At 57.1% G+C, this 26,677-nt stretch carries 25 protein-coding genes; 9 read left to right on the plus strand and 16 right to left on the minus strand.

The window, feature by feature from the left end; genetic code table 11:
• The 4 genes from VEG30_16925 to VEG30_16940 all read right to left on the minus strand — a co-directional run.
• On the minus strand, positions 1-637 hold a 637-nt coding region (locus tag VEG30_16925), incomplete at its 3' end, for a histidine kinase dimerization/phospho-acceptor domain-containing protein (protein ID HXZ81614.1).
• A gap of 318 nt (positions 638-955) precedes the next feature.
• A complete protein-coding gene (locus VEG30_16930) occupies positions 956-2,359 on the minus strand; it encodes a sigma-54 dependent transcriptional regulator (protein HXZ81615.1) in 1,404 nt (467 codons plus the stop codon).
• 130 nt (positions 2,360-2,489) lie between these two features.
• Positions 2,490-2,891, minus strand: a complete 402-nt coding sequence (locus VEG30_16935; GenBank protein HXZ81616.1) for a response regulator — start codon at positions 2,889-2,891, stop codon at positions 2,490-2,492.
• Positions 2,888-6,211: a PAS domain S-box protein gene (locus VEG30_16940; GenBank protein ID HXZ81617.1), complete on the minus strand. Its 3,324-nt coding sequence runs from the start codon at positions 6,209-6,211 to the stop codon at positions 2,888-2,890. The genes VEG30_16935 and VEG30_16940 overlap by 4 nt, the downstream gene beginning before the upstream one ends.
• Before the next feature lie 355 nt (positions 6,212-6,566).
• Between VEG30_16940 and VEG30_16945 the strand changes: the two genes are divergently transcribed.
• The 8 genes from VEG30_16945 to VEG30_16980 all read left to right on the plus strand — a co-directional run bounded on the left by VEG30_16945 (position 6,567) and on the right by VEG30_16980 (position 14,663).
• Entirely contained in the window at positions 6,567-6,917 is a 351-nt protein-coding gene (locus VEG30_16945) for an energy transducer TonB (protein ID HXZ81618.1), read from the plus strand.
• 60 nt (positions 6,918-6,977) lie between these two features.
• Entirely contained in the window at positions 6,978-8,999 is a 2,022-nt protein-coding gene (locus VEG30_16950) for a methyl-accepting chemotaxis protein (GenBank protein ID HXZ81619.1), read from the plus strand.
• Between the two features lie 11 nt (positions 9,000-9,010).
• Positions 9,011-9,487: a chemotaxis protein CheW gene (locus tag VEG30_16955; GenBank protein HXZ81620.1), complete on the plus strand. Its 477-nt coding sequence runs from the start codon at positions 9,011-9,013 to the stop codon at positions 9,485-9,487.
• Between the two features lie 66 nt (positions 9,488-9,553).
• Positions 9,554-10,453 (plus strand): protein-glutamate O-methyltransferase CheR, encoded by a 900-nt coding sequence (locus VEG30_16960; GenBank protein HXZ81621.1) that lies wholly within the window; start codon positions 9,554-9,556, stop codon positions 10,451-10,453.
• Positions 10,450-12,594, plus strand: a complete 2,145-nt coding sequence (locus VEG30_16965) for a chemotaxis protein CheA (protein ID HXZ81622.1) — start codon at positions 10,450-10,452, stop codon at positions 12,592-12,594. Before VEG30_16960 ends, VEG30_16965 begins: the two co-directional genes overlap by 4 nt.
• Positions 12,591-13,685: a chemotaxis response regulator protein-glutamate methylesterase gene (locus VEG30_16970; GenBank protein ID HXZ81623.1), complete on the plus strand. Its 1,095-nt coding sequence runs from the start codon at positions 12,591-12,593 to the stop codon at positions 13,683-13,685. The genes VEG30_16965 and VEG30_16970 overlap by 4 nt, the downstream gene beginning before the upstream one ends.
• A gap of 40 nt (positions 13,686-13,725) precedes the next feature.
• Positions 13,726-14,169 (plus strand): response regulator, encoded by a 444-nt coding sequence (locus VEG30_16975; GenBank protein HXZ81624.1) that lies wholly within the window; start codon positions 13,726-13,728, stop codon positions 14,167-14,169.
• Positions 14,170-14,171: 2 nt separating this feature from the next.
• Positions 14,172-14,663: a chemotaxis protein CheX gene (locus VEG30_16980; protein ID HXZ81625.1), complete on the plus strand. Its 492-nt coding sequence runs from the start codon at positions 14,172-14,174 to the stop codon at positions 14,661-14,663.
• A gap of 32 nt (positions 14,664-14,695) precedes the next feature.
• Here the strand turns inward: VEG30_16980 and VEG30_16985 are convergent, their stop codons facing one another.
• From VEG30_16985 to VEG30_17000, 4 genes are all read right to left on the minus strand, one after another.
• Positions 14,696-14,992 (minus strand): hypothetical protein, encoded by a 297-nt coding sequence (locus VEG30_16985; protein ID HXZ81626.1) that lies wholly within the window; start codon positions 14,990-14,992, stop codon positions 14,696-14,698.
• Positions 14,993-15,132: 140 nt separating this feature from the next.
• Entirely contained in the window at positions 15,133-16,338 is a 1,206-nt protein-coding gene (locus tag VEG30_16990; GenBank protein HXZ81627.1) for a YncE family protein, read from the minus strand.
• A gap of 87 nt (positions 16,339-16,425) precedes the next feature.
• Entirely contained in the window at positions 16,426-17,448 is a 1,023-nt protein-coding gene (locus VEG30_16995; protein HXZ81628.1) for a YncE family protein, read from the minus strand.
• Between the two features lie 146 nt (positions 17,449-17,594).
• Complete coding sequence (locus VEG30_17000; protein ID HXZ81629.1) at positions 17,595-17,999, minus strand: CoA-binding protein; 405 nt, start codon at positions 17,997-17,999, stop codon at positions 17,595-17,597.
• 90 nt (positions 18,000-18,089) lie between these two features.
• Here VEG30_17000 and VEG30_17005 point away from each other — a divergent pair, with 90 nt between their 5' ends.
• Entirely contained in the window at positions 18,090-18,464 is a 375-nt protein-coding gene (locus VEG30_17005) for a VOC family protein (GenBank protein ID HXZ81630.1), read from the plus strand.
• A gap of 11 nt (positions 18,465-18,475) precedes the next feature.
• On the opposite strand, the gene VEG30_17010 is transcribed toward VEG30_17005, so the two are convergent.
• From VEG30_17010 to VEG30_17045, 8 genes are all read right to left on the minus strand, one after another.
• Positions 18,476-19,618, minus strand: a complete 1,143-nt coding sequence (locus tag VEG30_17010; protein ID HXZ81631.1) for a hypothetical protein — start codon at positions 19,616-19,618, stop codon at positions 18,476-18,478.
• Positions 19,606-20,274 carry an HD domain-containing protein gene (locus VEG30_17015; GenBank protein HXZ81632.1) on the minus strand — a complete coding sequence of 223 codons (669 nt, stop codon included), beginning with the start codon at positions 20,272-20,274 and terminating at the stop codon, positions 19,606-19,608. Before VEG30_17015 ends, VEG30_17010 begins: the two co-directional genes overlap by 13 nt.
• A 61-nt stretch (positions 20,275-20,335) precedes the next feature.
• A protein-coding gene (gene prfB / locus VEG30_17020) for a peptide chain release factor 2 (protein HXZ81633.1) occupies positions 20,336-21,458 on the minus strand; the annotation gives its coding sequence in 2 pieces (ribosomal slippage) (positions 20,336-21,388 and positions 21,390-21,458; 1,122 coding nt in all).
• On the minus strand, positions 21,458-23,098 hold the full coding sequence (gene lnt, locus VEG30_17025; GenBank protein ID HXZ81634.1) for an apolipoprotein N-acyltransferase: 1,641 nt from the start codon (positions 23,096-23,098) through the stop codon (positions 21,458-21,460). The genes prfB and lnt overlap by 1 nt, the downstream gene beginning before the upstream one ends.
• Positions 23,099-23,113: 15 nt before the next feature.
• Entirely contained in the window at positions 23,114-23,998 is an 885-nt protein-coding gene (locus VEG30_17030; GenBank protein HXZ81635.1) for a dihydrofolate reductase family protein, read from the minus strand.
• 75 nt (positions 23,999-24,073) lie between these two features.
• A complete protein-coding gene (locus VEG30_17035; GenBank protein ID HXZ81636.1) occupies positions 24,074-24,697 on the minus strand; it encodes a hypothetical protein in 624 nt (207 codons plus the stop codon).
• Positions 24,698-24,702: 5 nt separating this feature from the next.
• Positions 24,703-25,692, minus strand: a complete 990-nt coding sequence (gene lpxD, locus VEG30_17040) for a UDP-3-O-(3-hydroxymyristoyl)glucosamine N-acyltransferase (protein HXZ81637.1) — start codon at positions 25,690-25,692, stop codon at positions 24,703-24,705.
• A 66-nt stretch (positions 25,693-25,758) separates the two neighbouring features.
• Complete coding sequence (locus VEG30_17045) at positions 25,759-26,658, minus strand: lysophospholipid acyltransferase family protein (GenBank protein ID HXZ81638.1); 900 nt, start codon at positions 26,656-26,658, stop codon at positions 25,759-25,761.
• Positions 26,659-26,677 lie beyond the last annotated feature (19 nt).

Raw genomic sequence — 26,677 nt, forward strand, 5'->3', positions numbered from 1 at the left:
GAGACTGTTTCTCCGCAAAGTGCATTTCGCTTTCCAGCGACGTGAAACGCTGGATGATCTCGTGCACCCTCAGCGACATGTTGTGTATGGTCTCGATCTGTTCGCGAACTTCTCCGGAAAGCGCTCCCGGTTCGAGCAAAATCAGTTCGGAATTTCCCATGATGGAAGTCAGGGCGTTGTTCAGGCTGTGCCGCATGTCGAGCATGTAGCGGCCGAGTGTGGCGTGCTTGTGATTGTCAGTGACCGCCTGCTCCGCGCGTTTAGCGCGTTTCACTGCCTCCACCCGCCGCAAAGCCTCACCCGCCAACAAAACTAGTGCGTTGACCCAGCCCTCATAGTCATTCAGCACCAGGACCCGCGGATGCGTGCCGCGTACGCTCTGCGCCTGGCCCGACCCATGCGCGACAAAAAGTACGGGACGCTGTTGATAGTTCAGTGCCTTGAGGACTTCAGCGGAATTTTCCTGGCGGACAGTGCCGACGATAGCCAGATCAAAATCGATGGGGCAGTTTGCCGGCCTCGTCTCCGACGTGATCACCACAAAGGCAGGAACACTTCGTTCCGTCTGCCAGCGCGCCATCACGGAATGCGTGAATTCAGGGTCGTCGGAGAAGATCAAAACGGTTGGTTGGTTCACCTTGAGATCTCCGTTACGACGGTGTCCGCTCCCGCTCCGCTGGTTGGCGAAAGCGGGGGGACACGTCGAACTGGGAGAAAGGGAGTGCAAGATGCCAGCCAAAACGCCATCAAGCCCGAAGTAAGGTAAGTAGCTGATTTCAGGGCGAAAATTAATAGGGCAGCAGGGGAGCGGTAGGCCTGTGTCTCAAGGTGAAATGGTTTCTCGGTCTCACCATATCAGGCGGAGAAGCAGAAATTTGAACTGGGACGAGTTCGGGATCCTCAGGCTCTCTTGTGGGTTTGTTGAGACCTGAGCTGCCAGGAATGAAATTGAGGTCTAGCTCATATTTACCACTTCGGTGACCCCAGCTCCCCGCGGCAGCTCAATGTTGTAACGCTTCAGCTTGCGATATAGAGTGGCGCGACTGATACCCAGCATTTTCCCAGCCAGCACCTTGTCGCCCTTGGCCTGCTCGAACACGCGCCGGATGGTCTCGCGCTCCAGATCTTCGAGATTGGAAGACGAGGCGGACACATCGCCTCTTATGACCGGCAGCCCATCCGATGAGGCGCGAATGGCAGGCGGCAGATCGTGCACATCGATAGTCTGATGATTGCCTAGCGCGATCGCGCGCTCGATGCAATTCTCCAGCTCGCGGACATTTCCCGGCCAATCGTACTGTAGTAAACAGTTCATGGCGGCCGGAGTGAGCTGAATCTTCGAATTCGTTGCGTAGCGAGCCAGAAACGCCTGCACCAGGGCAGGTACGTCGGAACGGCGCTCACGTAAAGCTGGCAGATTGATGGTCACCACGTTCAATCGGAAGTAGAGATCCTTGCGAAAGGTTCCGGCGCGGTAGGCAGCTTCCAGATCGCGATTGGTCGCGGCGACTACGCGCACATCCACTTTGATCCGATCGTTGCTTCCCACGGGACGCACTTCTTTTTCTTGCAGGACACGCAACAGTTTGGCTTGCATCTCCAGCGGCAATTCGCCGATCTCGTCAAGAAAGATGGTTCCTCCGTCAGCAGCGCGGAAGAGACCCTCTTTGGACTTCAGCGCGCCTGTGAACGCCCCTTTTTCGTAGCCGAACAACTCGCTCTCGATCAGTGTCGGCACCAGCGAACCGCAGTCCACAGCCACGAACGGCCGCTTTCGCAACGAGCCCCGGAAGTGAATGGCCCTCGCTACCAATTCCTTGCCGGTTCCGCTTTCACCGCTGATCAGGACTGGCGTGCGCGTGTCTTTCAGCCGAGATACCATTCGCAAAATATCCTGGATCTTGGCCGAGGATCCGTCGATGACATTCAACTCCATTTCATTGCTGACCACCTGGCGCAGATATTCGTTCTCCGCCACCAGGCGGACCTTTTCTTTCATCCGCTGCAGAAGCAGCTTCAATTGCCCGGCGCCAAAAGGCTTGGTAATGTAGTCATAGGCACCCAGCTTCATAGCTTCGACGGCGGATTCTATTGAGCCATGGCCGGTGATGATGGCGAACTCAGTGCGAGGAAGTAATTGTTTGCCCTGGCGCAGCAACTCGTCCCCGGTCATGTTGGGCAGCATGCGATCCACGAGCACAATGTCGGGAGATTCCGTCTCCAGCAAGGCCAGCGCACCCTCGCCGCTCTCTGCCTCGACACAATCGAAGCCCAGCGAGGCGCCGATGGTCATGCACAGCTTGCGGATGCTTTGTTCGTCATCCACGATGAGGAAGTGTATGCGGAATTCGTCGGTCATTTAGTATCGTCACTTTTGACAACGCAACCGTAACTGCAGATCCGTCGGCCGCTCCGGACGGCCTCCTGGATTGCAAGCACGTCGTGTCGCGACGCTGCGGCTAAGAACCTCGGCTTTTTCAAAACTGGCATTACGGCTCGCCGACCACTCTCTGTACCACCGACATCAACTGCTGAATGCGAAAAGGTTTTTCCACACAGGGTGCACCGGTACGCGTGAGTGTGGCCGCAGTTTCCTCATTCACGATGTCGCCGGTAATGAAAATCAGCTTCGAGACCAGTTCCGGGCGGTGGGCTGCCAGCCAGGCGTGAACGTCAGAGCCATCCACCCCACCGGGAGTGCGCATGTCCGACACCACTCCGAGAAAGGCTCCCGACTCGAGGACCCTCAAGGCCTCGACCCCGGTGGTTACGGCAATCACCTGGTAGCCTCCCCGTTCCAATGCTGCACGAACGAACGACATGACCGAAGGCTCATCCTCGATCACCAGAATCGGCGGTTTCCCTGCAGCAATTGGGCGGGCCGGAGTCACTGCATTGCTCCAGCTTCGGCGCCCGCGGCGGGGGCGGTCTCCTGATCTCCAGGCAACGGCAGGCGGACGATAAAAGTGGCTCCCGGGCTGTCCGCATTGTTGCGGCAGAAGATTTCGCCCGAGTGTTCGCGAATGATGCCGTAGCAAATGCTCAAGCCCAACCCCGTACCCTTCCCCACTTCCTTGGTGGTGAAGAAGGGATCAAAAATGCGCTCCGGATAGAGAACTCCATTGCCATTGTCACGGAAGGAAACTTCTGCGTAGCCGTCCCCGTAACTGGTTGCGATCTCGATTACACCAGGCCGTTTTGCCTCCAGCACTGCATCGTAGGCATTGTTCACGATGTTCAGAAACACCTGCTGGAGTTGGTGAGAATCGCCGATCACGTCAGGCAGGGGCTCGCTGAACTTCTCCACAACGCGTACCGCATGATTGGCAAAATCGTAAGATCGCAGGGCTAATGTCTGGCGCAGAATAGAATTCAGCCGCACCGGCTGGCGTTGTGGTGGCATCTGCCGGGCGAAGCTTAAGAGGTTTTGGACAATCTGCTTGGTGCGCTGGCCCTCCTGCAGAATCACCTGCAGATCCGCTTTGGCAAATTCGGGAATATTTGGGTGCTCCAGCAGAAGGTCGGCAAACCCCAGGATCGCCGTCAGGGGATTGTTAACCTCATGAGCGACTCCCGAAACCAACTGGCCCACCGCGGCCATTTTCTCGGTGTGCATCAGCTTGGCCTGCAGCATAGCTGCATCCGTGATGTCCGTCATTACCACCACAATGCTGTTGACTGCGCCAGACTCATCTCGCATGGGGCTGAGGTTGAGAGCAAACTGCCCCACGCGGCCCCGACCCAACACAATCGGAAGCTCGAGGTTATCGACCTGCTGGCCTCGGGTGGTGGAAGCCAACGACTCGGCCAAGCTCTCGCGCCTGCCCGGGGGGACCAGTTCGGTAAGCCTTTGGCCGATCAGATCTTCCTGGCGGTAGCCTCCCGCTTCAAAACAGCGCCGATTCGCATAGCTGATGCGCCCCCCAGTGTCCACTACCAGAATCATGCTTTGCGTAGCGTTTAGGATCTTGTTGTTGAAATCGCGCTGCCGTTGCAACTCAGACTGGAAGTTCTTCTGTTCGGTGACGTCCAGAATCAGACCGCGGTATTGCAGGGTTGCTCCCTGCGAATCGCGAACCGCGAAGGCGTTCTGCAAGGTGTGAATCAAAGAGCCGTCTTTCCGTCGCAAAAGCTCTTCATAGTTGCGTAGGGTGCCGGTCTTCTCTATTTCACGGCGAAAGACCTCACGGTGCGCGGGCGAAGCATAGAGCTGCGGCGCTATATCGATTTGCAATAACTCGTCGCGGCTGTTGTATCCCAGCATGCGAACCAGGGCGTCGTTAACTTCGATGAACCGCCCCTCGGGGGTGGAAAAGAACAAGCCTTCCTGGATGGTGTCGAACAACTCGCGATAGCGACGCTCTGCCTCACGGCGATCAGTAATGTCTTTAAGCACGTGAATCGTCTGAAAGCCTTCGTTGAGCGCGCCATGAATCCGCGAAGTGGAAACCAGGTAGGTGCGTTCGAGCACGGGATGAATGTATTCATCGGCACCATCCAGCCCTACCCGGCAGAAAGGACATGGTTGCGTGCTGTGATCAGAGGCCATGGCCACCAGCGCACGCATGCTGATTCCAATCAATTCCGGCGGGCGGACCCCGATGAAGTCCGCCAGGGTGCGGTTGACGCGTAGTACGGTGTTGTTCTCGTCGTGCACGACGATGAAATCTGTAATGGCGTCAAAGATCTCCACCCAGTGGCGATTAGCCTGATCCATGCGAGTAAACAGGCGGGCATTTTCCAGCGCCACCGAAGCATGGGCGGCCAGCGCAGTCAGCAGACTCTTTTCCGGCTCGGCGAGGGCTTCCTGGCGATCAATGAGACACAGCATTCCGATGATGTCGCCATCGCTGCTGCGCAACCGGGCTACCGTCAGTTCCTCCCATCCCAGGGATCCAGCGAGTGCGGGCCCGATGAGCCCGGCCGCGTTGCCCGAGCTGATCGGCTCCGCGGACCGCGACGCCAACTCGGTTAGAGCGGCATTGAGACGGCGGACTAGGTTGCGATCGCTAATGCTGGAGTTTTCCGGAAGAACCACCGTTTCGAGGATGGAACGCTGTGCCAGAGCCAACACTCCTGCCCTGGCGTCTAGCATGTCGGCCGCTCGCTCCGTAAAACTGCGCACAAACTGAGGCAAACGCAGCGAAGAATTTAGCTCGAGCGAGAGCGCCATCAGGTTTTCTGCCCGCTTACGGTTCTGCTGGGAGGCATCGATGCGCAGCACGGCTTCCAGCAGAGGAGCCACTGCGTTTGCCAGCAGCGTCGCACGGCGCGTATCTTCCGGTCCAATCGCATTCCCAGCCAACTTGTCGAGCAGCAATACGAAGCCCATGGGGCGGCGATCCTGACCGGCCAGCGGCAGGGCAAAGTACTGCTTCATCTTTAGTTGAGAAGCTACCCCGAGGTCCGCGAGTGGTTCCCTGGTGACATCCTCAGACGACACCGGCTCTGTGCTGGACAACCACAATTTGGTGAAGAACTCGGGCAGCGCTACGCGAACCGGACGGACATTATTCGCTTCAGCTAACCAACTCACCGTCGCCTGGCTGTTGTGCAGCAGCACCATAGCCGATCGCCGGAATCCAAGAAACCCCGCTGCCCTTACGAGCAATCGCTGATAAAACTCGTCCAACTTCCTGATTGCACTCAGCTCGGCGGTAATGCCCACCAACTGCTGCAACTCTCGCGCTCGCAGCTCGCCGACTACGGAGTCTCCAAATAGCGCAGCCAGAATCGTGATCTGTTGTATAAGTGCGGGATCTGCTTGTGGAGTGCTCGCGGAACATACGAAAAGAAGCACCCCCTGGGGTTGATCGCCGACCAGCACGGGTGCGGCAATCGAGTGCGGGTTTCCGGGCACTGTCGCCGGGGCCGGTTGGGGAGTTGCACTGGCATCCGAGACGACTCGCCGAGAGCGCAGGGCCTGCCAAACGATCGGACGGTGACCAGGGTCGAGATGCCGGTCACGGGTGGCTGCCGCTTCTGGGCCATTCCCTCCTGCCCCTACCAAAACATCGGAAGAGACAGCCTGCCAGAAATAAATAGCGCCAAGGCCAAGAGCCTCGCGGCTGGACTGACAGAAAAGGTCAATCAAATACCTAAAGTCGTCATTCTCCGATGCCACCCGCGTTAGCTGCAGCAGCAACCGCTGGAAGGAATCGAGGCGAGCTGACGGGGGAGAAGCGGCATCGTTCTGTTGGCCGATCATCATGAGAAAACAAATACTTAGCGCACTGATTTCCGAAGAAGCTCTGCTCTGTGGAGGTCTGCAAAAGTACTCTGGAATCTCATTTTGAGTCAAGGAATTTGGCTGCAAAGTCTACGGATTGGCAACCACTTGCGAACAACTGCGCCTGATCTCAGCCTGAGATGTAACCTCCCTTTCATCAGACCTTTGAGACGAACTCTGTTCCAAAGAGCGCCCGTTTCTGCTAGCAAGAGGCTCTGTAAGCAGTTGTCTACCAGTGACTTACTCCTGCGACGCCACCCTTAGGCACCCTTTTCATAGGCTGGCATCAACCGTGCACGCATTCTTCGGCTGGACTCTATTCAGGCGAGGAGGACGAGTGTCTGCCAGCAATGTCATTCGCTGCTTGAGCTGTAGCGCAACAGCGGTCGTTCTCTGCCTGCTGATGGTTGCCGCATCACCGTCGCGGGCTGCCGACGACGAAGAGCTACGGCACCCCAAGAGCAAAGTAGTGCCGGTTTATCCAGAACTGGCCAAGAAGATGAACATCACTGGCACGGTAAAGCTGCAATTGGTGATTGCGCCCAATGGAGTTGTAAAGACGGCAAAGGTGATCGGCGGCCACCCTGTGCTCGTGGAGTCCTGTGTGGATGCAGTGAAGAAGTGGCGTTATGAGCGCGCCGCAGGTGAGACCAGCGCCACGGTGGAATTCCATTTTGACGGTCAGTGAGGGTGGTTTTCCCTCCACTGGCGCGGGTTGGACTTAGGGTTGGCGGTCGTAGGAGTGGCAATGACGATTAGCAAACGGCTGTACAAAAACTTCGGAATACTGCTGGCGATCGTGGTGGTGCTCTGTCTGGTGAACATTGTGGCCGTGCAACGGGAGCACTCGGCGCGTAATGCGGCGGCGCGATCCTGGGAACTGGCACACTCGAGCGGCGAGATTCGCAATCAGATGATGGCTAATCGCCAGTTCCTCAACAATTACCTGTTAAGTGGGGATAGCCGCGAGATCGGCAATCTGGCTGATGGGACCAGCAAGCTGCACGAATTGATCCGCCAGGCCACCGACAAGGTGGGTTCCGAGCAGCAGCGCTCCACCCTGGGCAAGCTGAACGATGCCGAGCGCCAATGGGAAGAGGGCTTCGCACGGCCGCTAATGGAGAAGCGCAGACAGGTCGATGCCGGCGATGCGACTGTCAGTGACCTGCAGATTCTGTATCTGCAGCTGAATCCCGGCTCGTGGATGCAGTCCTCCACGGTCTATATCGACCAGGTTGACAATCTGACCAACAAAGAACTGGAAGATCAACGGCACACAGATTCCATCGCAGGTACTGTAACCCTCTTGCTGGCGATCCTGGGCACACTGGTAGCGCTGGTCCTGGGTGTACTGATTTCCTACCGGACTTCGCGCTCGATCACAGACCCATTGACCCATCTGATGACCGTGGCCCGCGAGATCGGCGAATCCGGTGATCTGGACCACCAGATCGACATGAACCGCGAAGATGAGATTGGCCAATTAGGGCGCACCTTCGCCAATATGGTCTCCTATTTGCGAGAAATGTCATCTGTGTCAGAGGCCATTGCCCGCGGCGATCTCACGGTAGAGGTCCGGCCGCGCTCCAACCGTGACACCTTGGCGCTGGCATTTATGCGCATGGTCGAAGGCCTGCGCTCGCTGGTCAGCAGCGTACGCGACAGTGCCTCCCAGGTGGCCAGCGGCTCCAACCAGGTTTCCAGCGCCTCGGAAGAATCTGCCAAGCTGAGCGTGCAGGCTTCGTCTTCCATCGACGAAGTGACCAGCACCATGCACGAGATGAGCGTGAACGTGCAGAACATGGTGAAGAACACGCAAATGCAGGCTTCCAGCGTAAGCGAGACGTCCGCTTCCATTGATCAGATGGTGGCCTCCATCCAGCGTGTGGCCGATACAGCCAGAGTGCTGCTGGAAATCTCGCAGCGCTCGCGTGAGGAAGTGCAGGCCGGCATCGGCACCATGCAGAAAACCACTGAGGGATTGAATCGCATCAACGGGTCCATTCACTCATCAGCCGAAATTATCGATGTGCTGGGGCAACGTGCCGACGATATCGGCAAGATCATTGAGGTCATCGATGACTTGGCCGAGCAGACGAACCTGCTGGCGCTGAATGCCGCCATCGAGGCTGCCCGAGCCGGAGAGCATGGCCTGGGATTTGCCGTGGTGGCCGACGAGGTCCGAAAGCTTGCGGAAAAATCCGCGCAATCCACCAAAGAAATTTCCGAACTCATCCAGAGCATCCAGAAAGAAGCGCAGCGAGCCGTGGAGAACATGGAGAAGAGCACTTCGATCGTCAACGAGGGGCTGAACATCGGCAGCGACCTGAGTGGAGCGCTAAAGAAGATCTCCAATGTCGTAACTGAAGTCTTCAAGTTTGCCCAGGAGATTGGAGCTGCCACTAACGAACAGTCGCATGGCTCCGCACAAATTGCTAAAGCGACCACGCGGCTGAATGAGATCACGCACGAGATCAACTCCTCAGTGGAAGAGCAAGCCTCGGGAGCCCAGGCGGTAGTGATGGCCATGGAACGCATGCGCGAAATGGTGCAGCGATTTACCTCCGGGTCTGCTGAACTGGCAGCTTCGTCCGAGCAGATGTCGAAGATGTCACGCATGCTGATGGAAGCCATGGATCGATTCGTGTTGGAAGGCGTGAGTGGAAGCGCAGCTTTCAAGGGCGAGGCCTTTGCTCATGGCAACGGACGCGGCAGCAACCCGGGATCGGATTTCCGGTCCATTCCCGCGCAGGTGGTCTCGCGCCGCTGAGAGGGACGTGGATGACGAATGAACATCATATCGTCGGCTTCCGCATCGGAGCAGAAAGCTTTGGCCTCCCAATCTCTCTTGTGCACGAGATCGTGCGCGTTCCTGAAATCACTGCCGTACCGGAATCGCCGGACTTCGTAGAGGGTGTCATCAATCTGCGTGGCAAGATCATTCCCGTGGTGGATCTGCGAAAGCGGTTTGGCGAAGTCAAAACTGTTCCCAATAAGAAGAATCGTGTGATTGTGGTAGAGCTGAATGGCAAGCTGGTTGGTCTGGTGGTCGATGCTGCTTCTGAGGTATTGAAGCTGGCGGCCTCCGCGGTTGAACCTCCTCCCCAGATATTCGAGGAAAACGAACTTAACTACGTCACAGGAGTGGGCAAGCTCGATCAGCGGCTGATCATTTTGGTGGACTTGCAAAAAATCCTGCAGCGCGGAGATCTGCACCGCCTAGGCGAATTGGACAAGGCGCCGGGGACCACGGCGTAGAGGCAGCACAAATGCCAGCATGCGGTTAGGCTGGCACTGGTGGCAAAAAGAGATTGCGAGTAAGGCATGGCAACCGCGTCAATCCAGCTGACCGAACCGGAACTGAAACTTCTGCAGACACTCGTCTATCAGGAGTGCGGGATGTACTTCGACGAGCGCCGCGCCCATTTTCTTCAGGATCGTCTGCAACGCCGCCTGCGGGCCTGTCGGCTGGATTCTTTCTACAGCTACTACCGCCTGCTCACAAGCAGAGATGGGAAGGCCGAGTTAGCGGCCTTACTGGAAATTCTCACCGTCAACGAGACCAGTTTCTTTCGCAATAAACCGCAGCTGGAGCTGTTCCAGAAGGTGGTGCTGGAAGAAATCCTGCATCGCAAGCAGGAGCGCCGCGATTGGACTCTGCGGGTGTGGAGTGCGGGATGCTCCACCGGCCAGGAGCCGTACACCTTAGCTATGCAGGTTGCCGACGCCCTGGCTTATTACTATTTGCGGAATCCCTTGCCCTTCGATATGCCCACACCGAAGCCGCTGATTCCTCCGCCCTGGCGGGTGGAGATCGTGGCTTCCGACATCAGCTACGCTGCCCTGCGCACTGCACAACAGGCTGTTTATTCCGAGGTGCAGATGGAGCCGGTGGACTACATGTTTCGCCTGCGCTACTTCGACAAGCTGGGCGAGCAGTACTCCGTCAAACGGGCGGTGCGTGATGTAGTTCACTTCGACTTCCATAACCTCAAGACCGAGTACCTTCCCCAAAACAACGACGTGATCTTCTGCCGTAACGTGATGATCTATTTCGACGAGGCAGAACAGAAGAGGCTGATTGAGAAGTTCTATCGTTGTTTGAACCGCGACGGCTATCTTTTTGTTGGCCACGCTGAAAGCCTCTTTGGCCTCACTGAACGCTTCCGCATGCTCCATCAGAACAACGGCACCGCGTACCAGAAAATCGAGGTGGAGATGTGAGCTTCTTCTCCGATGAACGGGCGGCCGAGTTGCGCGAGCTGTTCTTTGAAACGGCCCAGGAGCTTCTTCAGGTGTTGAACGAGCAGGGCCTCGAACTGGAGAAACGCCCTGCGGATGAGGAGGTGGTCCGCAACCTGCGAAGGACCGTCCACACCCTGAAGGGAGACTCCGCCGCCTGCGGCTTTCGTGAGCTCAGTGAGTTGGCACATGAACTGGAAGATGTGCTTACACCTGAAATGGCGGGGCGGGCAGGCACCGCTTTAGCGCAAGTCGTGCTGAGCGCAGCAGACATGTTTGATGCGCTCGCGGCGGCTTACCGTGGCAAGATGCAGCCCCCGAATGGCGATCCCTTGCGCACTATGATTGCGCGGCTCGCCCAAAAGCCTGCCCCTGGCCGGCCAGAGAGTTCCCATCCAGCTTTTTCGTGGAGCGAGTACGAGCAACTGACCATACAGAAGACTCTGGATAGCGGATCGCAGGTTTTCAATATTGCGGTCACCATCGACCCAGCTTGCCCTATGCCAGCTGCCGGAGCCCAACTGGTGCTGAACGTTTTGGGAACCAATGGCACGATCCTGGCGAGGCGTCCAGAGGAAGTAAGCGGCGAAGCTCCAGTCGAGCGTCTGGAAGTGGCTCTGTCCAGCGTTCACGCGGCAGATTGGCTCGAAGGCAAATGCAAAATCCCGACCGTCGTCGAGCGAGTGTTCGTTCGCCCCTGGACTGCTGATGTCAATGCGCAGCCCCCTCGTGAGGCACTTGCGCGCGAAGATCTTCTGGAGATCGCTACCCAGAAACCCAGCCATCACCCCAGCACTTTCAGTCTCGATCCTGAGGATTCGATTTTGGCAATCACTGATCGCGGCGTTGCTGCCGTAGATCTCCAGCCCGCTCCCGTTTCAGAAACTACCTTGCGCGTCGACGCGGAGCGCATCGACGCAGTGATGAACCTGGTAGGGGAGCTGATCATTGGCAAATCTATGCTGCACCAGGCGGTAATGGAATTCGGCCGCCGTTTTCCCAAGGATCCCCTGCACACCCGGTTCAGCGATGCAATGTCGCACCAGGCGCAAATGCTGAATTCCCTGCAACGCTCCGTAATGAAGATCCGCATGGTCCCAGTCGAGCAGTTGTTCCGCCGGCTACCCCGGATTATCCGCGACACTGCCAAACGCTGCGGCAAAGAAGTGGAAATGCGTGTCTCGGGCCAGGAAACAGATCTGGACAAGAGCATTCTGGACGCGCTGGCAGAACCGCTCACCCATTTGGTTCGCAACGCCGTAGACCATGGCATTGAGTTGCCGCAGGAACGCGAAGCCGCCGGGAAAACTCCTCGCGGCACGATTCAGCTGGACGCATATCATCAGGCAAACCACGTAGTGATCGAAGTTACAGATGATGGCGCCGGCATTGACCCGCAAAGAGTGGTCGCCAAGGCCGTGGAGCGCGGTGTGATCTCGCCCGAAGACGCCGCGCGGCTCTCTGAACAGCAGAAGCTTGAACTGATTTTTGAATCCGGGTTCAGCACTGCCGAGGAGGTCACAGAGGTCTCCGGCCGTGGCGTGGGCATGGATATTGTTCGCAGTGTCCTCAGCCGCCTGAAGGGGGAGGTCTCGATTGAGAGCAAGATAGGGCGTGGCACCACTTTCCGTCTCACCCTGCCGCTCACGCTGGCAATCATCAAGGCTCTGCTGTTTCGGGTCGGAAAGCAGATCTACGCCGTTCCTTTGGGAGCGGTAGTCGAGATCACCCGTGCCGGGGAAGAGGACGTCCATCTCGTCGAAAACCAGGAAGTGCTGCGCCTGCGTGAACAACTGGTCACGCTGATCCGCCTGAGTCGCATGCGCGGAGGGGAAACGTGCCCACAAAAATCGCGCTTCTTTCTGGTCGTGGTGGCCGTAGGCGATCACAAATTCGGGTTAATCGTGGATCAACTCGTGGGCGAGGACGAGTTGGTGATCAAGGCGCTGGACGATCATCTGGTCGCCACTGAATTGGTCAGCGGGGCTTCCATCCTCGGCGACGGCACCGTGGTCTTAATCCTCAACCTGCAAGCAGTAGTAGAGAAGCTAGGCCGGACAACCGCTTCACAGATCATGGCTTCACGCGTCGCCAATCCCAAGCGGGTGGAGGCTTCTGCATGAAGAACACGGTGCGAGTGCTGGTCGTCGACGATTCCGCGCTGATGCGCAAGCTTTTGCCGCAAATCATCGAGCGCGATAGCTCGATCCAGGTGGTTGGGACCGCCATGGATGGCGCATTTGCCTTGGACAAGATTCCAGAGCTCAAGCCACAAGTGGTCACTTTGGATCTAGACATGCCGCGCATGGATGGCATGGAGGCCTTGCGCGTCATCGCCCGCAAATATCGTCTGCCGGCGATTGTGGTCAGTGCCCATACCACGGAAGGGGCGGCAGCTACATTTCGCGCCCTCGCCATGGGGGCCTTCGACTTCGTGGCCAAACCGAAGAACACGACCACCGACATGGACGCGATCGCCAAGGACCTGATTGCCAAGATCAAGGTGGCGGCCAAGAGCCAGCCGGTTCAGTTGCCGGAGCCTCGGTTGGTTGCACGCGGACCCAAGGCACAGCGTCTCAATGCAGCCACGCGGGTCATTGCTATCGGCGTTTCGACTGGCGGACCCCAGGCTCTGCAGTATGTACTGACACAGCTGCCGCCAGATTTCTCTGGGGCAATTCTGATTGTCCAGCACATGCCAGAGGGCTTCACCGGTATGTTTGCGCGACGTCTGGACGAACTCTGCGCCATTGAAGTGCGCGAGGCGCGCTCCGGCGACTTGTTGTTAGGGGGTCGGGCGCTCATCTGTCCGGGAAATCGCCATATGCGTGTGAAACGGATGCCGCTGGGAGATGTGGTGGTGCTCAGCGATGGAGAACGCATGAACGGGCACCGTCCCTCAGTTGATGTGCTGTTTCACTCCCTGGCGCAGGAATTGCGCGAAATCGGGATTGGAGTGCTCATGACCGGCATGGGAGAGGATGGCGCCGATGGCATGCGGGCGATTAAGTTGGCGGGCGGATTCACGATCGCGCAATCCGAAGAATCGTGTGTGGTGTACGGCATGCCACGAATGGCGGTGGAGCGAGGGTACGCGATGCGCGTGGTGAATCTGGAAGGCCTGGTGAGTACTCTGCAGGCCCAATGCAACAACAATCGAGTGCACATTCATGCCGACCCGGTCGGCGAAAGTGCGGGAGATTCTAGACATTAGCAGAGGAAGTTCTGGGACCACTAAGGGGTCGGAGGAAGGTATGGAACAATTTGCCCCACTGATTCGAAGCAAGGACATGCGGCCCATCCGCTACCTTGTCGTCGATGACTCCGTCTTTGCGCGCAAGAACCTGGCACGCATGATTGAGTCCTTCGGTGGACAACTGGCGGGGGAAGCGGGGGATGGCTGTACCGCCATCGCCGAGTACGGGCGCACTCAGCCCGATGTAGTGCTGATGGACATTACGATGCCGCAGATGGAGGGCATCGAGGCGGCCGAACGAATTGTGCGCCAAAGTCCCGAGGCGCGCATCGTGATGGTTTCCTCGGTGGGCTATCAGGAAAACATTATTGCCGCTCTGCAAAAGGGAGCGCGCCATTTTGTCCAGAAACCGGTGAAGCCCGAAGTGCTCTACGAGGTGATCAAATACGTTCTGGGTGATGAAGCCACGGTGGGCGCTGTGCCCGCGGGAGTATCCCAGTGAAGATGGATCTAATCCAGCCGTTTATCAATGCAACCGATGCGGTTTTGGCTGAGACCTTGCAGTGCACCACCAGCATTGGCACAGTCAGCATGGAGCAAGAGGCATATTGTCTGCATGGAGTGGCCGCGCTGATCGTTGTTCAGGGTGACATCGAGGGTCGCATCATTTTCGACCTCGAGCCCGAAGCGGCCAAGGCCGTGACCCAACGTCTGGCAGGCGGCAACGATTCCGCAGCCACGCCGGAGATGGTGCGCGAGGCGATCTGCGAATTAGCTAACCAGGTAATCGGCAATGCAGTCACGGTGCTGAACGACCAGGGCTTCCACTTCAAAGTTCATCCTCCCGAGATCCACACTGCAAGCCATGGTGGGGCCAGTTCGGAGGATACGGAAGCCCTAGTCATGTGTTTTGATACCAGCAGCGGCATGATCTTCATGAATATTGCTATGCGGTATAACCACCGCCGAAAACATGACTCCGTGATGGTGGGTTGATCGACCGCAGCTTCAACCTGAAACCATCAACGCTAAGCCACTCGATGCTGCTTAAAATGCAAGCCCTTCCGGTATAGTCCGTCGCTTCCCACATCAAAGACCCGGTTATAACGAGCGCGGAAATTCTCCTGGGCCGCGCTGGCCGCAAGCTCAATCAGTTCCTCTTCGGAAAAGTGTCGCCGCAACTCAGCAAAAAGCTCATCGCTCACGTTCGACGGAGTATCGGCCATGGCGTCTGCCATGCGCAACAATGCAGCTTGCGCCGCGGTGAAGCCATCGAGATTCCCGTCGCGAATAGTGGCGATCTCGTCATCGCTCAAGCCATACATTCTGCCACCGGCAGAATTGGCATCGATTCAGAACGGACACCCCACACGTAGCCGGTTGCACTGCAGCGAATCCCGTAGGACAACCTCACCCCCAAACACCGCGCCGCCCGCCAGCATCGACATCGCGGTCCACATTCTTGCTACTGCACGACCAGGAAAACTGGGCTCGGCGAAGCAGAGGGAACGGTGGCCGCGACCGTGTCATCGGTGGTGCGAATGACCGAGATGTTGTTGGAATCGCGGTTGGGCGTGAACACCTTGGTGCTGTCAGGGGAGGAATCGATCCAGTAGGGCGTGGTTCCCACGGGGATCGTCTTTCGAAACGCCAGGCTGATGGCGTCGAATACGGAAACTGTGCCGGCAATGGAGTTGGCAACGTAGAAGCGAGTGCCATCAGACAGGGCTGTCACAGCACGCGGACCTGCATCGGTATTCAAGGTAGTAATCAGGGTGGGAATTGTAGTTCCCGCATTAAAGACGCTCACAGTATTGGAAGCAAAATTAGCTACATAGAGGCGGGTTAAGCGCGGATCGTAAATCACCTCGGTTGCTCCGCTGCCAACATTGAGTGTGCCAATCACAGTATCTACGTTGGGATCGATCACCGAAACGGTCCCGCTTCCCTGGTTCAGTACGAACAACAGCGGGGTCGGAGACATGACAGCCCAAACTGGCGAAGAACCTACCGTGATCGTCGTTTGTATGGAGTTGTCAGAGGTATTTATGACAGTAACTGTGCCGCTATCCTTGTTGAGGCAGTAAACTTTCTTACCATCAGGCGTGATGGCTAGCGCCACCGGATTATTTCCCACAGGAACCACCGCGGTGGCCGCTTGAGTGAGCCCGAGTGAACTGAGAGCTGCCACTGTGTTGTTGCCCGCGTTGGCCACGTAGGCGCCAGTTCCGGCAGTCAACACAAACACCGGTCCCGAACCTGTCGCCAGTGCCACCGTTGAAGGATCAGTGGTTATTAAGCGCGGAGAATAGGTTGTAACCGTATCGTCCACATTATTGACTACAAACGCTAAGGATTGATCCGAACGCAGGGCAGCGTGTACAGGATTCCTTCCTACCTGACGGTTCAACACGTTGCTATCGCCTGAGACATCCAGATTGTTCGTAGTCCCAGATGCGCCTGCATTGTTGTTTACCACCACTACCGTATGAGTTTCCGCTGGGTTAGGAGTTGGCGTCAGGATTGGCAGCGCAACTGGGCGGAAAGTATCCCCACACCCGGTTAAGAGACACACCAGCAATAACAGAATCACCACCACCGCCGCCGAATTCGGCCGGTTAAGTCTGCAGGTGCAAGAAAGCAAGGAGGCCACTTCTTTGACTTTGTCCATGAACCCGAGATTGAGACTTGAATTCTTTATTCTAGTGGCTAGAGCGTTCTGGACGCAAAGACGAGACTGTTTCGCTCAAGCCTGCACTCATCTTCTTCCTACCACCAGAAGCGTGAACGAATCCGGCATAATGCTCGCACGCGGACGGGGCTGCTCAGCGCTAGGCGCGGATGTGGGTCCGAACTGCGCCGTAACCAGATAAATGTTATGTGTCTGGGGATCAAAGGCTGAGGTGCGGGCTCCGCGCGCGGTTTCAACGTTCTCCAGCACACTATATCTATCGGGAGAATCCTGATGAATCAGAGTCAGAGTGCCATCGCCATTAGAGCTGAATGCGATCTGGTTGCCGGGATCGAATCCGGTGGCATCGACGCCGGCACCGATGGGCAGGGTGCTGATCAACTTGCCGGACTCTGCATCGACGATCGCCATGAGTTTGTTGCTGCAACCGGAAAATAGCCGATGAGTCTTCACGTCGATCGCCAGGCCCGTAGGCTCCTCACAGGGTTTCAGCGGCCAGCGATTTAGCACCGTCAGCTTGCGCGCGTCCAGAACTGCAATTTCGCTCGTGCTTTCAATGTTCACATATACACGACCAGTACCATCGGCCACCGCGAATTCGGGTTTGCCACCGAGGCTGATGGTCCCGACGGGATTGCCGGAGTTGGCATCAATGGCGGTTGCATCCTGGCTGCGTCCGTTGAAGGCGAATATACGACCGGACGCTGGATCATAAGTAATGGCGTCGGGACCATCCCCGGTCTTGGCGTGAGCTGTGGTGGCAAGCGTTTTCATATCGAAGATGGCGACATTATTGGCGCGACCGCAGGAGATGAACCCTTTTCCTCTGCGATCAACCACATCAGAAAACCGCTCCCTCAGTTCTGGAACCAAAGCGATTCCATGCACTCCGGGTGTGTCCGCAATTTCGCCCAACAGCTTCCCACTGTCGGGATCGACGACCATCACTCGAGTCGCACGCGCGATGTAGAGTCTGCGGGCGCCAGCATCCAAGGTCAGATAATCCCAGCCGCCGTCGCCGCCGAGAACATATTTGTGAATTACCTGATATTTTCCAGCTGATGTGCCCTGCGCTTGACTTCTCGGCACGAAAATTCCGATGAGAGCGATCGCGCAGAAGAGCTGCAAAAATCCATAATTGACCCTTTTGGGCCATCTTGCCGCAAAGTATGAGCCCGAAGAGTGCATAATCACTCCGCTGAATCGAGAATACAAATGTCGTTTCGAAGGTCGCCCTAGGAGAACCGGCGACGATGCTCCTTGAGAATGCAATGGTCCATCACTACTAAAATGCCAGCCTGGCGAGCTTTTTCGGCGGCTGCCTCGTGGACAACGCCTTCCTGCATCCAGATCGCCGGGATCTTCAACTGAATGGCGTGTTCTACAACCTCGGGCACGAACTGAGAGCGCCGAAAGACGTTTACAATATCGATCTTCTCCGGCACCTGCAGCAATGAGGAGTAGGATCTTTCCCCCAGAACATGATCGACGTTGGGATTCACAGGAATAATGCGATAACCCTGCGTCTGCATGTAGGCGGCCACGCCGTGGCTCTCGCGAAGCGGGCTATTGGAGAGCCCAACCACGGCAATGATTTTGGCACGCCTCAGCAGCTCAGCAATGGGATCGGACCCGGGCACTCGGGACCTCCAGAACTGCCTTATTGTACAGAGGCAAAGTGGATGGAGCCAAAAAGGGCACATCACCAGCGCAGTGTAAGGAGAGACTCTATGTTGAATGCGATGAAGATTATGACTTTCGTTCCCACCCGCAACCCTGAGGCCGCACGCTCCTTCTACGAAAAGACACTGGGCCTTCGTTTCCTCAGTGATGACAAATTTGCTCTGATCTTTGATGCCAACGGGATCATACTGCGGTTGAGCCGGGTGCCGGAATTCAAGCCGGATCCCTTCACGATCCTGGGATGGGAGGTTCTCGACATTCAGACCGCGGTCGCCGAGCTGCAGACGAAGGGGGTCCAATTTGAAAAATACGGGTTTCCGGGCCAGGATGAGCACGGAATCTGGACGGCGCCCGGCGGTACCAGGGTTGCGTGGTTCAAGGATCCCGATGGCAATGTATTGTCATTGACACAATTCGTTTAACGGGCTCCAGTCTATTCTCGTTTCTTTACAGTGTTCTTTTCGCGGAACAGCTTGAGCGCCACTTTGCGCAATGTGTCTGCGACATTCTTATTGGCAGAGAGGTCCTTCAGATCCCGGACAATCAGGCTTTTAACCAGCGTAAGCGACAGGTCGAGGGGACAACGCGGGTTCGAACACAGGGCCTTCATCACCGGATAGAGCTTTATGAATTTCCGTTTTCCGGCTATACCACGAAGAACGTTCTCAGTAACATTCTTCATGGTGGCGAATTGCTCTGCTTCGGAGTCCGTTAGCTTGGGCGACTCGAGGACTGCTGAGGAAACAATCTTTGCTCCGTCGCGAATCAGGATGAAGCGATCCTCGCGGTTGCCTTTCATTGCCAATTGAACCCGCTCTCCCACAGTCAATCGCGCAATCCTCTGCAAGTTGGACAAGCGCTGGGGTTCCACCTGCGATTTGGCCTGCGTATGCCTGGCCGCAACCGATTGCTGGATCTCTCGCGTCTCGTCGTCCGTTAAATCGGTCAACTCAAACGGCTTCGCCTCTGCCTCTGCGATCTCCGCCGCATGTTCGGCATGAAAACGCGCGATCTCGCTTTCGATCTGGAGAATATCGGTTTCGCTGTCATCAATGCTTGGAATGGACAAGGGAGCAGTTTGGATTTCGAGGGGAGAACTGGGTTTGTCGAATTGTGCGAGCATCTGCTCAACCTGCTCACTTTCAGCGGGCAGCAGGTGATGATTAAGACTCAACGTTCTCAGCACCTTCTCAAGGCCGAGGGCACGCTGGCTGGCAAGAAGGAGGCTGAGCGTCTCGCGGGACTTGCTCTCCGCCAGTTCTACGAGACGGGCTTCGGGTACTGCGGGATTTGCCAACAAGGAGGGCAGCAGCTTGGGACGAATATTGGACGGTGAACTCAAGTATTCCAGGACTTCGGCGGGAGTGGCAGGATCCTGGCTGGCGCGGATCAGCGAATTCTCGTCCCATCCGGCAAGCGTAAATTGCGCCTGCTCGCCAAAAATGGGATGCTGTGCCAGGCACACCAGAATTTCCAGCGTTTCCGATTCTGGGATTGCGAGGGCTCCAAGCGCCGCGGAACGCATCATGTTGGCAGGGACAGCCGAGCGCCTGATCAGTTCAATCAACCGCGACAAGCCAATTCTCCCAGCGTGCCAGAAAGCTGCTCCAGCTTTGCGACTACGCCTTCCAGTTCGTCAAGGATGCGGCCATATCCCGCTTCCAATCGGTGATTTGAACCTTTACGGCTCTGCGCTTCGCGAAATGCCTCCACGATCGTCCGATAGTACCAGAGTGTGCCTTTCTTCTTGCCGCTGAAGCGTTCCCAGACGCTGTCGCCCAGGCGGCGGAAGTCGGACAATATCGTGCGCGCATTATGCAACTTGTCAGCGGCGGAAACAAAGCAGACGTCGCTGTCCGCCAGCTTGCGGACGTGCTCGATGTATTGGCGCTTGCGCTCCAACCAGGGCGGTTTAGGTGACTGATCGCTATCCGTGCAGCCGTCCACGATGTGGGCCACCCGCGCACCGAACTTCTGTCGGATCTCCTCCAGTCTGGGCTTTCCGCCTTGATCCTCTACCGCGTCGTGAAGCAGGGCGGCAATGGCCATATCCTCGTCGCCGCCTGCCTCTATAACCAGCGACGCCACCCCCAGCAGGTGCCCCACGTAAGGAATGTTGGCGTTGCCCTTACGCTTCTGGTTGCGATGCAGCTCGGCAGCATAGGAAAGCGCGTCTTCGAAACGTCGGGTAAATGTTGGATTCGATGATGCTGCCACTAATTCATTGCTCATTATTGCCAACTCGACTCTACCTCGGGAACTGGTGCGCATTCGCCCAGCTTTCTCCTTCCCTCTAGGCAGGGGCTGACACCCCGGCCTGACCCTCACCCCGCCGCATCAGGAGATAAGCACGAATGAATGGCTGCAAGTCGCCGTCCAGCACGCGATCCACGTCACCTATCTCCACCTTGGTGCGATGATCCTTCACCAGCCGGTAGGGAGCAAGGACATAGGAGCGAATCTGGGAACCAAAGTCTATGTCTAGTTTGGACTCCTCGATCTTCTTGCTTTCCGCCCGCTTCTTCTCCATCTCATATTCATAGAGTTTCGAGCGCAAGATGCTCATCGCGCGATCGCGATTTTTGTGTTGTGAGCGCTCGTTCTGGCAACTTACCACTATGCCCGTGGGCAGATGGGTGATGCGCACAGCGGAATCCGTGGTGTTTACGTGCTGTCCGCCGCGGCCTCCCGAACGATAAGTATCTACCCGCAAATCCTCCGGCTTAATCACAACTTCCACGCTTTCGTCGATTTCAGGGGAGACGAACACGCTGGCAAATGAAGTGTGGCGCCGCTTGGCCTGATCGAATGGCGAAATTCGCACTAGGCGATGCACGCCAATCTCGCTGCTCAGAAGCCCGTAGGCATACTCGCCCGAGATGGTGAAGGTGGCTGATTTAAGCCCCGCCTCTTCGCCGGGCTGATAATCATTCACGACCGCTTCGAATCCCTGTCGCTCAGCCCAGCGCAGATACATGCGCAGCAGCATGTCGGCCCAGTCCTGCGACTCTGTGCCGCCGGCCCCTGGGTGAATGGTCACGATTGCGTTCAGAGCGTCGTTAGGACCGGAAAGCAGCGTTTCGGTCTCCAGCCGATCCACTAGCGTTCGCAGGGCGTCGATCTCTCGCTTGAGATCTTCGTCAACCTGCTCGCCTTCGTGCGCGAGCTCAAAATATGTGCTGATTTCTCCATCGCGGCGCGCTAATTCTGCCTCAGTCGAGACAATGTCTGTGAGGCGCTTCCGTTCGCGCATCAGACTCTGCGATTTCTGGGGATTGGACCAGATCGCCGGATCGGCAATCTGTTTTTCGAGTTCGCTTAGCTGGCGGTGGGCTTGGGTCGGGTCAAAGATACTCCCGCAGATCGCGCACTTTCTCCCGAAGGAGGGTATATTCCTGTTCCAGTTCCTCTACCATCAATTCACCACTTTTCTACGGAATGCGGGGCGCAAAAAAAGCATCCCCAAAGAAATTATCGCACACAGGTACGGGAACCAATCGCCATAGCGAGTGTAGAGCGTGGTGCCGGTTTCAACACCGTAGGGGACATCAATTGCGAGCCGTGAATCGCGTCGTGCCTGCGCTACCACACGACCATAAGGGTCAATGGACGCCGTAATTCCTGTATTCGTGGAACGCAGCAGCCAGCGGTGATTCTCAACCGAACGCATACGCGCCTGACGCAGGTGCTGTTCGGGTGCCGCCGTGTGCCCAAACCAGCCATCGTTGGAAATATTCACGAGCAGATTGGCGCCATTGTCGGCGAATTGCCGGATCTCGTTCGGATACACCGACTCATAACAGATAAAAATGCCCAGCTTATAGCTATGCACAGGCAAGGCCATACGCTCGGTTCCAGGCACGAAATCCCCAACTTCTTTGGTCAACTTGTGAGCAAAGCCGAAGACAAACTTAAACGGTACATATTCGCCAAAAGGCACCAGCCGGACTTTGCTGTAGCGAGCCACCCAGTCGCCATTCGGAGCTACCAGGGATGCTGAGTTGGATACGCGCTCCGTGTTCTGCTCGCCTCTCAGGACTCCCAAAGTACCGGCGATGACATAGCCATGTGCGTCGCGAGCGACCTGGGACAGAACTCCGCGAAAACGCGGATCATTATCGAAGAACGGCGAAGGCGTCTCCGGCCAGATGATGAGGTCGGGCTGAGGATCTCCTGCCATGCCTTCGCCAGGATGAGGCACGCTCAGCCTCGTCAGGTCAGCCAGCGTATTCTGGAAATATTCATAACTCCAGCCTGTGTCTTTGATAGGAATGTCAGCTTGCACAAGCCGTGCCGTGCCACTGGCCGCTGACTTTGCAGGTTGGAAGTAAGCCCCAGTTTCCAGCAGGCCGCAAAGCAAGATGGTGCCGGCCAGCACGGGAATTCGACGATCCCGCCTTCCCAGAAATGCCGCGGCAAACACCGTGTTTACCAGCAGTATCTCAAACGAGAGTCCCCAAACGCCCGTGACGGTGGCGATCCGCGAGAGGGGAATGTTATCCACCAGCACCGTACCGATCGGGTTCCACAGAAACCCAAATGCATATTGGCGCGACAATTCCAGCGGCACCCAGAAAAGTGGCGCCAGCAGAAGTGCGCGCGTGCCCAGCCCTCTCCAGCCGGCAGCTAACGCGACCAGCAGTCCGAAGGCAGCATGTGAGAGCGCTAGAACCATGCACATCAACACCATCACTCCCATGGCGAGGGGTGTGCTCAGTTTGCCGTAGTTCTTCATCACATTGGCCACCCAGTAACAAGTGCCAATGTGAAAGATCAGCCCATTGGGATAGGCAAGTGCAGCAGCCTGCCAAGCAGTAGCTGGCATCAAGCCTTGCGGTCCACGCCGGGCCGAGAGTACGGCGATCAGAAGGGGCGCAACCGCGATCCAACAAAGGAATGTCCAATTGGGGAGCGGGAAGATCACCACCTGCAGCACACCCGAGATCAACGAGAGCAGCCAGGCGGTGGGCCGGATTGCCTGCAGCGACTGAGGGCGGCGTGGTTCCGGCCTGCGGGAGCCCACTGGCTTCAGTGTTTTCGCGACAACAGCGGACATGAGGACCTGTAAGGATCAGCTCTCAGCTGAGACTGCCAGCCGACGGTACCGATTGAACTCATGATCTCCTATTTTGCGGCAACTGAGCCATTTCCAACGTGCTGCGTTTTGCTTGGTAAATCCGGGCGCCTCGAAGGTTGTGGGACGACGGCATAGGCGTGTCGCGTCCTCCCACGTTGCGCGCGGCTGCTCTGGCGGAACAATCGCTCCCACCTCCACTGGCGAAACCGTGAGGAACTTCTCGTCGATGAGGCCCGCCCGTGACATGTATCCGTATACAGTGGGCCCGCCTTCGCAGAGCAGATAACGAACGTCATGATCCCGCCGCAAAATGCGCACCATTTCCTGCAGATCAACAAGTGTACCTTCCCCCGTGGCAATCACCGTCACCTGCTTGTAGCCCTGAGCTGTTAGCCTGGAAGCGCCGCTGGTGCTAGTCACGATTATTGGCTGCACCAGGTTCCCATCGAAGACCCGGTATTTTCCAAATTCCAGCGACGCCGAGCCTGTCACGAATATGTTCTTCTCGCGGCCGCGCCCGAGGCGTGTTCGCAAGGCGCGCAATTTGTCGTTCATGATGCGAAAGACTGGACCCCGGCTTTCTGTTCCGCCGAGACGCGTTTCTTCACGCAAGGTGCCCATTCCCAGGAGGACGGCATCGGCGTTGGCACGCAGCAGGTCCATCAGCCAACGATCCTCGGCGGATTGGGAAATTGCCATGCCCGACGCATCCAAGCCCAGGAATGAAACGATCCCGTCCAGCGATTGCACAAAATTGGAATAGATCCAGGGACGATCAGACGGCGGTTCAGGAAAGCCAAGACCTCCGTAGGGGGCATAGGCGGCGTCGCTGATCGGCCCAGGCTCACCGTAATCGAACAGAATTTCAAAGTCGCGCATGAGATGCGGGCTAAACACAGGCTATCAGATATTCAGAGAACGACTGCCAGCATCCGCTGAAAACCTACGAGAGCACTATCGAACCGGGGTGTGCACCGCCTCCAGCTTCCCCCGCACGAATTCCACGATCTCGGGAGTGACGTATGTCGGCGGCTCGATCCGGAACATCGGCTTGCCCGCGACTGGCTTCAGCGAGACGCCAGTCCATTGCACGGTATGCCCCTGAGGCTCATGCAGGATGATCGCGTTGGCACGATCTAGAAACTCGCGTGCAGATGCTTTGAAATCTGGGTTCGCGTAGTCCAGGATGGCCAGGTAAAGATCCGGCCGAACGAATTTCATCAGGCTGTTCGATTCGAAAATCACATTCTCGGCTTGCGCAATGATGGTTCGCAGCTTTGGCATGGCTTCTGCCAGGTAGCCTTGACGAGTTCGCGCCCAAAATACTTTCGCCGCCCCCGCAGCCAGAAACCGTGATGTGTCGGAGTCTCCCTTTGGATCCCGTTCCTCAGTAACTGCCCAGGTGTGGTCATCGGATGCACAGTCGCAGTCTTTGCCGTCAGCCGAGCAGATGCCGTGGCCATATTGTGTGAGTTTGATCGCAGTCCACCGTCTATCCCGCAACGCCGCGATCAGGCTCGCAACTACGCTAGTCTTGCCCACGCTGCGCGAATGTCCACCCACCACCACGATCGCCATGGCTACTATTTCTTCCTTGCCAGACGAGCCAAGACCGCCAGTTCTTTCAGATACTCGCGGATCGGCCGTGCTGGCGTCCCCCAGAACAGAATTCCCTTCCCCCGAATAATTTTGTTGCTGGGGACACCGGATTGGGCGCCCAGGATGACTCCTTCCTCTATGCGCACATGATCGGCGATCCCCACTTGGCCCGCCACGACCACATTATCTTCGATGACCGAACTACCGGATACCCCGGTTTGCGCAGCGATGACGACATTCTTTCCGACGCTGACGTTGTGGCCTATGTGCACGAGGTTGTCGATCTTTACGCCGCTGGCGATAACGGTTGCGTCCAGCGCCCCGCGGTCAATGGTGCTGTTGGCGCCAATCTCGACATCATCTCCGATTTCTAATCTTCCGATCTGGGGAAATTTCTGGTACTTTCCAGTGCCTTCGTCGCGAACATACCCGAATCCATCGCTACCCAGAACCGCTCCCGCATGCACGATTACGCGATTGCCCAAGCACGTTCCTGGATATATGGTGACGTTGGGTCGAATATCGCATCCCTCTCCCAGTTGCACGCCTTCTCCAATAACGACTCCTGAATCAATGCGAGTGCCCTCGCCAAGCACAGCTCCGGGCCCGATCACCGAATACATTCCGATCGACACGCCTGGCCCGAGGCCGGATTGGTCGCAAACCACAGCCGTGGGATGGATTCCACCAACCGTGTCCCGGGGTGGCTCCAAGAGGGCGGCAGCCTTGGCGAAGAGCAATCGCGGTTGTTGACCGATGAGCAGAGGCTTACGGCCGTCACTCTGCCGGCCAAAATCACCAGCGATGATGGCGGACGCGGGCGAATCGAAAGCCAGGCTAAGCGTTTTCTCGCTTTCAACAAAGACCAGCGAACCAGCCGTTGCAGATTTGATACTCGCCACCCGCACAATCTCGACTGAGGCCGGGCCGATCAGCTTGGCTCCCAGGGAGGCGGCGATTTTCTCCAGTTTCATGCTGGATCCCGCGTGACGAAGTTCTTTACACACGCCCGGCGTCTACGTAATTGATGCTAGCTAGACTCAGTATAACGGCGACGCGCCCGTAGGACGCGTCTTCCAACGCCGATGCACCCAGAGCCACTGATCCGGATATCTTCGGATGTAGTCCTCGATCACACGAGTGAAGGCTGCGGTGTTGGCCACCACATCTCGCTCATCGTCCCCAGTCTTCACCAACGGGATCGCAGGGTTGAAGTACACACGGTACTTGCGCAGCCGGTCGTCCCAAATCGTGAATGCTGGAACGACCGCAGCATCGGTGCGCAATGCAACCCGCGCGACCCCGCTGGCAGTGCACGCGGGAATCCCAAAGAAGTCGACAAAGACTCCCTGGGGCGGCGTCATGTTCTGATCCATTAACACGCCTACCGTTTCTCCGGCCTTCATAGCCGACAGCAGACCGCGAGCGAAGTCTTGCTTCTCAAACGTTGAGTTACCGTGCATCGTTCGGTAGCGATCAACTAACTGGTTCACGTAAGGGTTGTCGAGCGGGCGCACCACAATCTGCAGAGGATGTCCGTATAGCGCATGCGCAAAGGAACCGATCTCCCAGCCACCCATGTGTGCTGTCAGGAACAACACACCTTTGCCGCGCTTATTAGCAGCATCGAAGGCCTCAAAGCCTTCGTAAGCCGCCAAGGTCGAGATATTTTCGCGGTCGTATCGGGGAAAGCGGCAGAATTCGGAAAGCTGCCGCCCCATTGAGGTGAAAACGCCTCTGAGGATTTTCTTGCGCTGCGCCAGGGTCTTCTCGGGAAATGCCAGCTCCAGATTGCGCTTGCCCACATGGCGTAGCCGACCGTGTATGACATACACGAGCCATGCCAGCGAAATCGCCAAAGCGTGCGAGAAGGACCGTGGCAGCCAGCCAAGGAGCTTTACCAATAGCCATACCAGGGCAAATTCGAGCTTGTGGCGCATGGCCAACGCGGGGACGGTA

The sequence above is a fragment of the Terriglobales bacterium genome (assembly GCA_035624455.1).
Classification (GTDB): domain Bacteria; phylum Acidobacteriota; class Terriglobia; order Terriglobales; family Acidobacteriaceae; genus DASPRM01.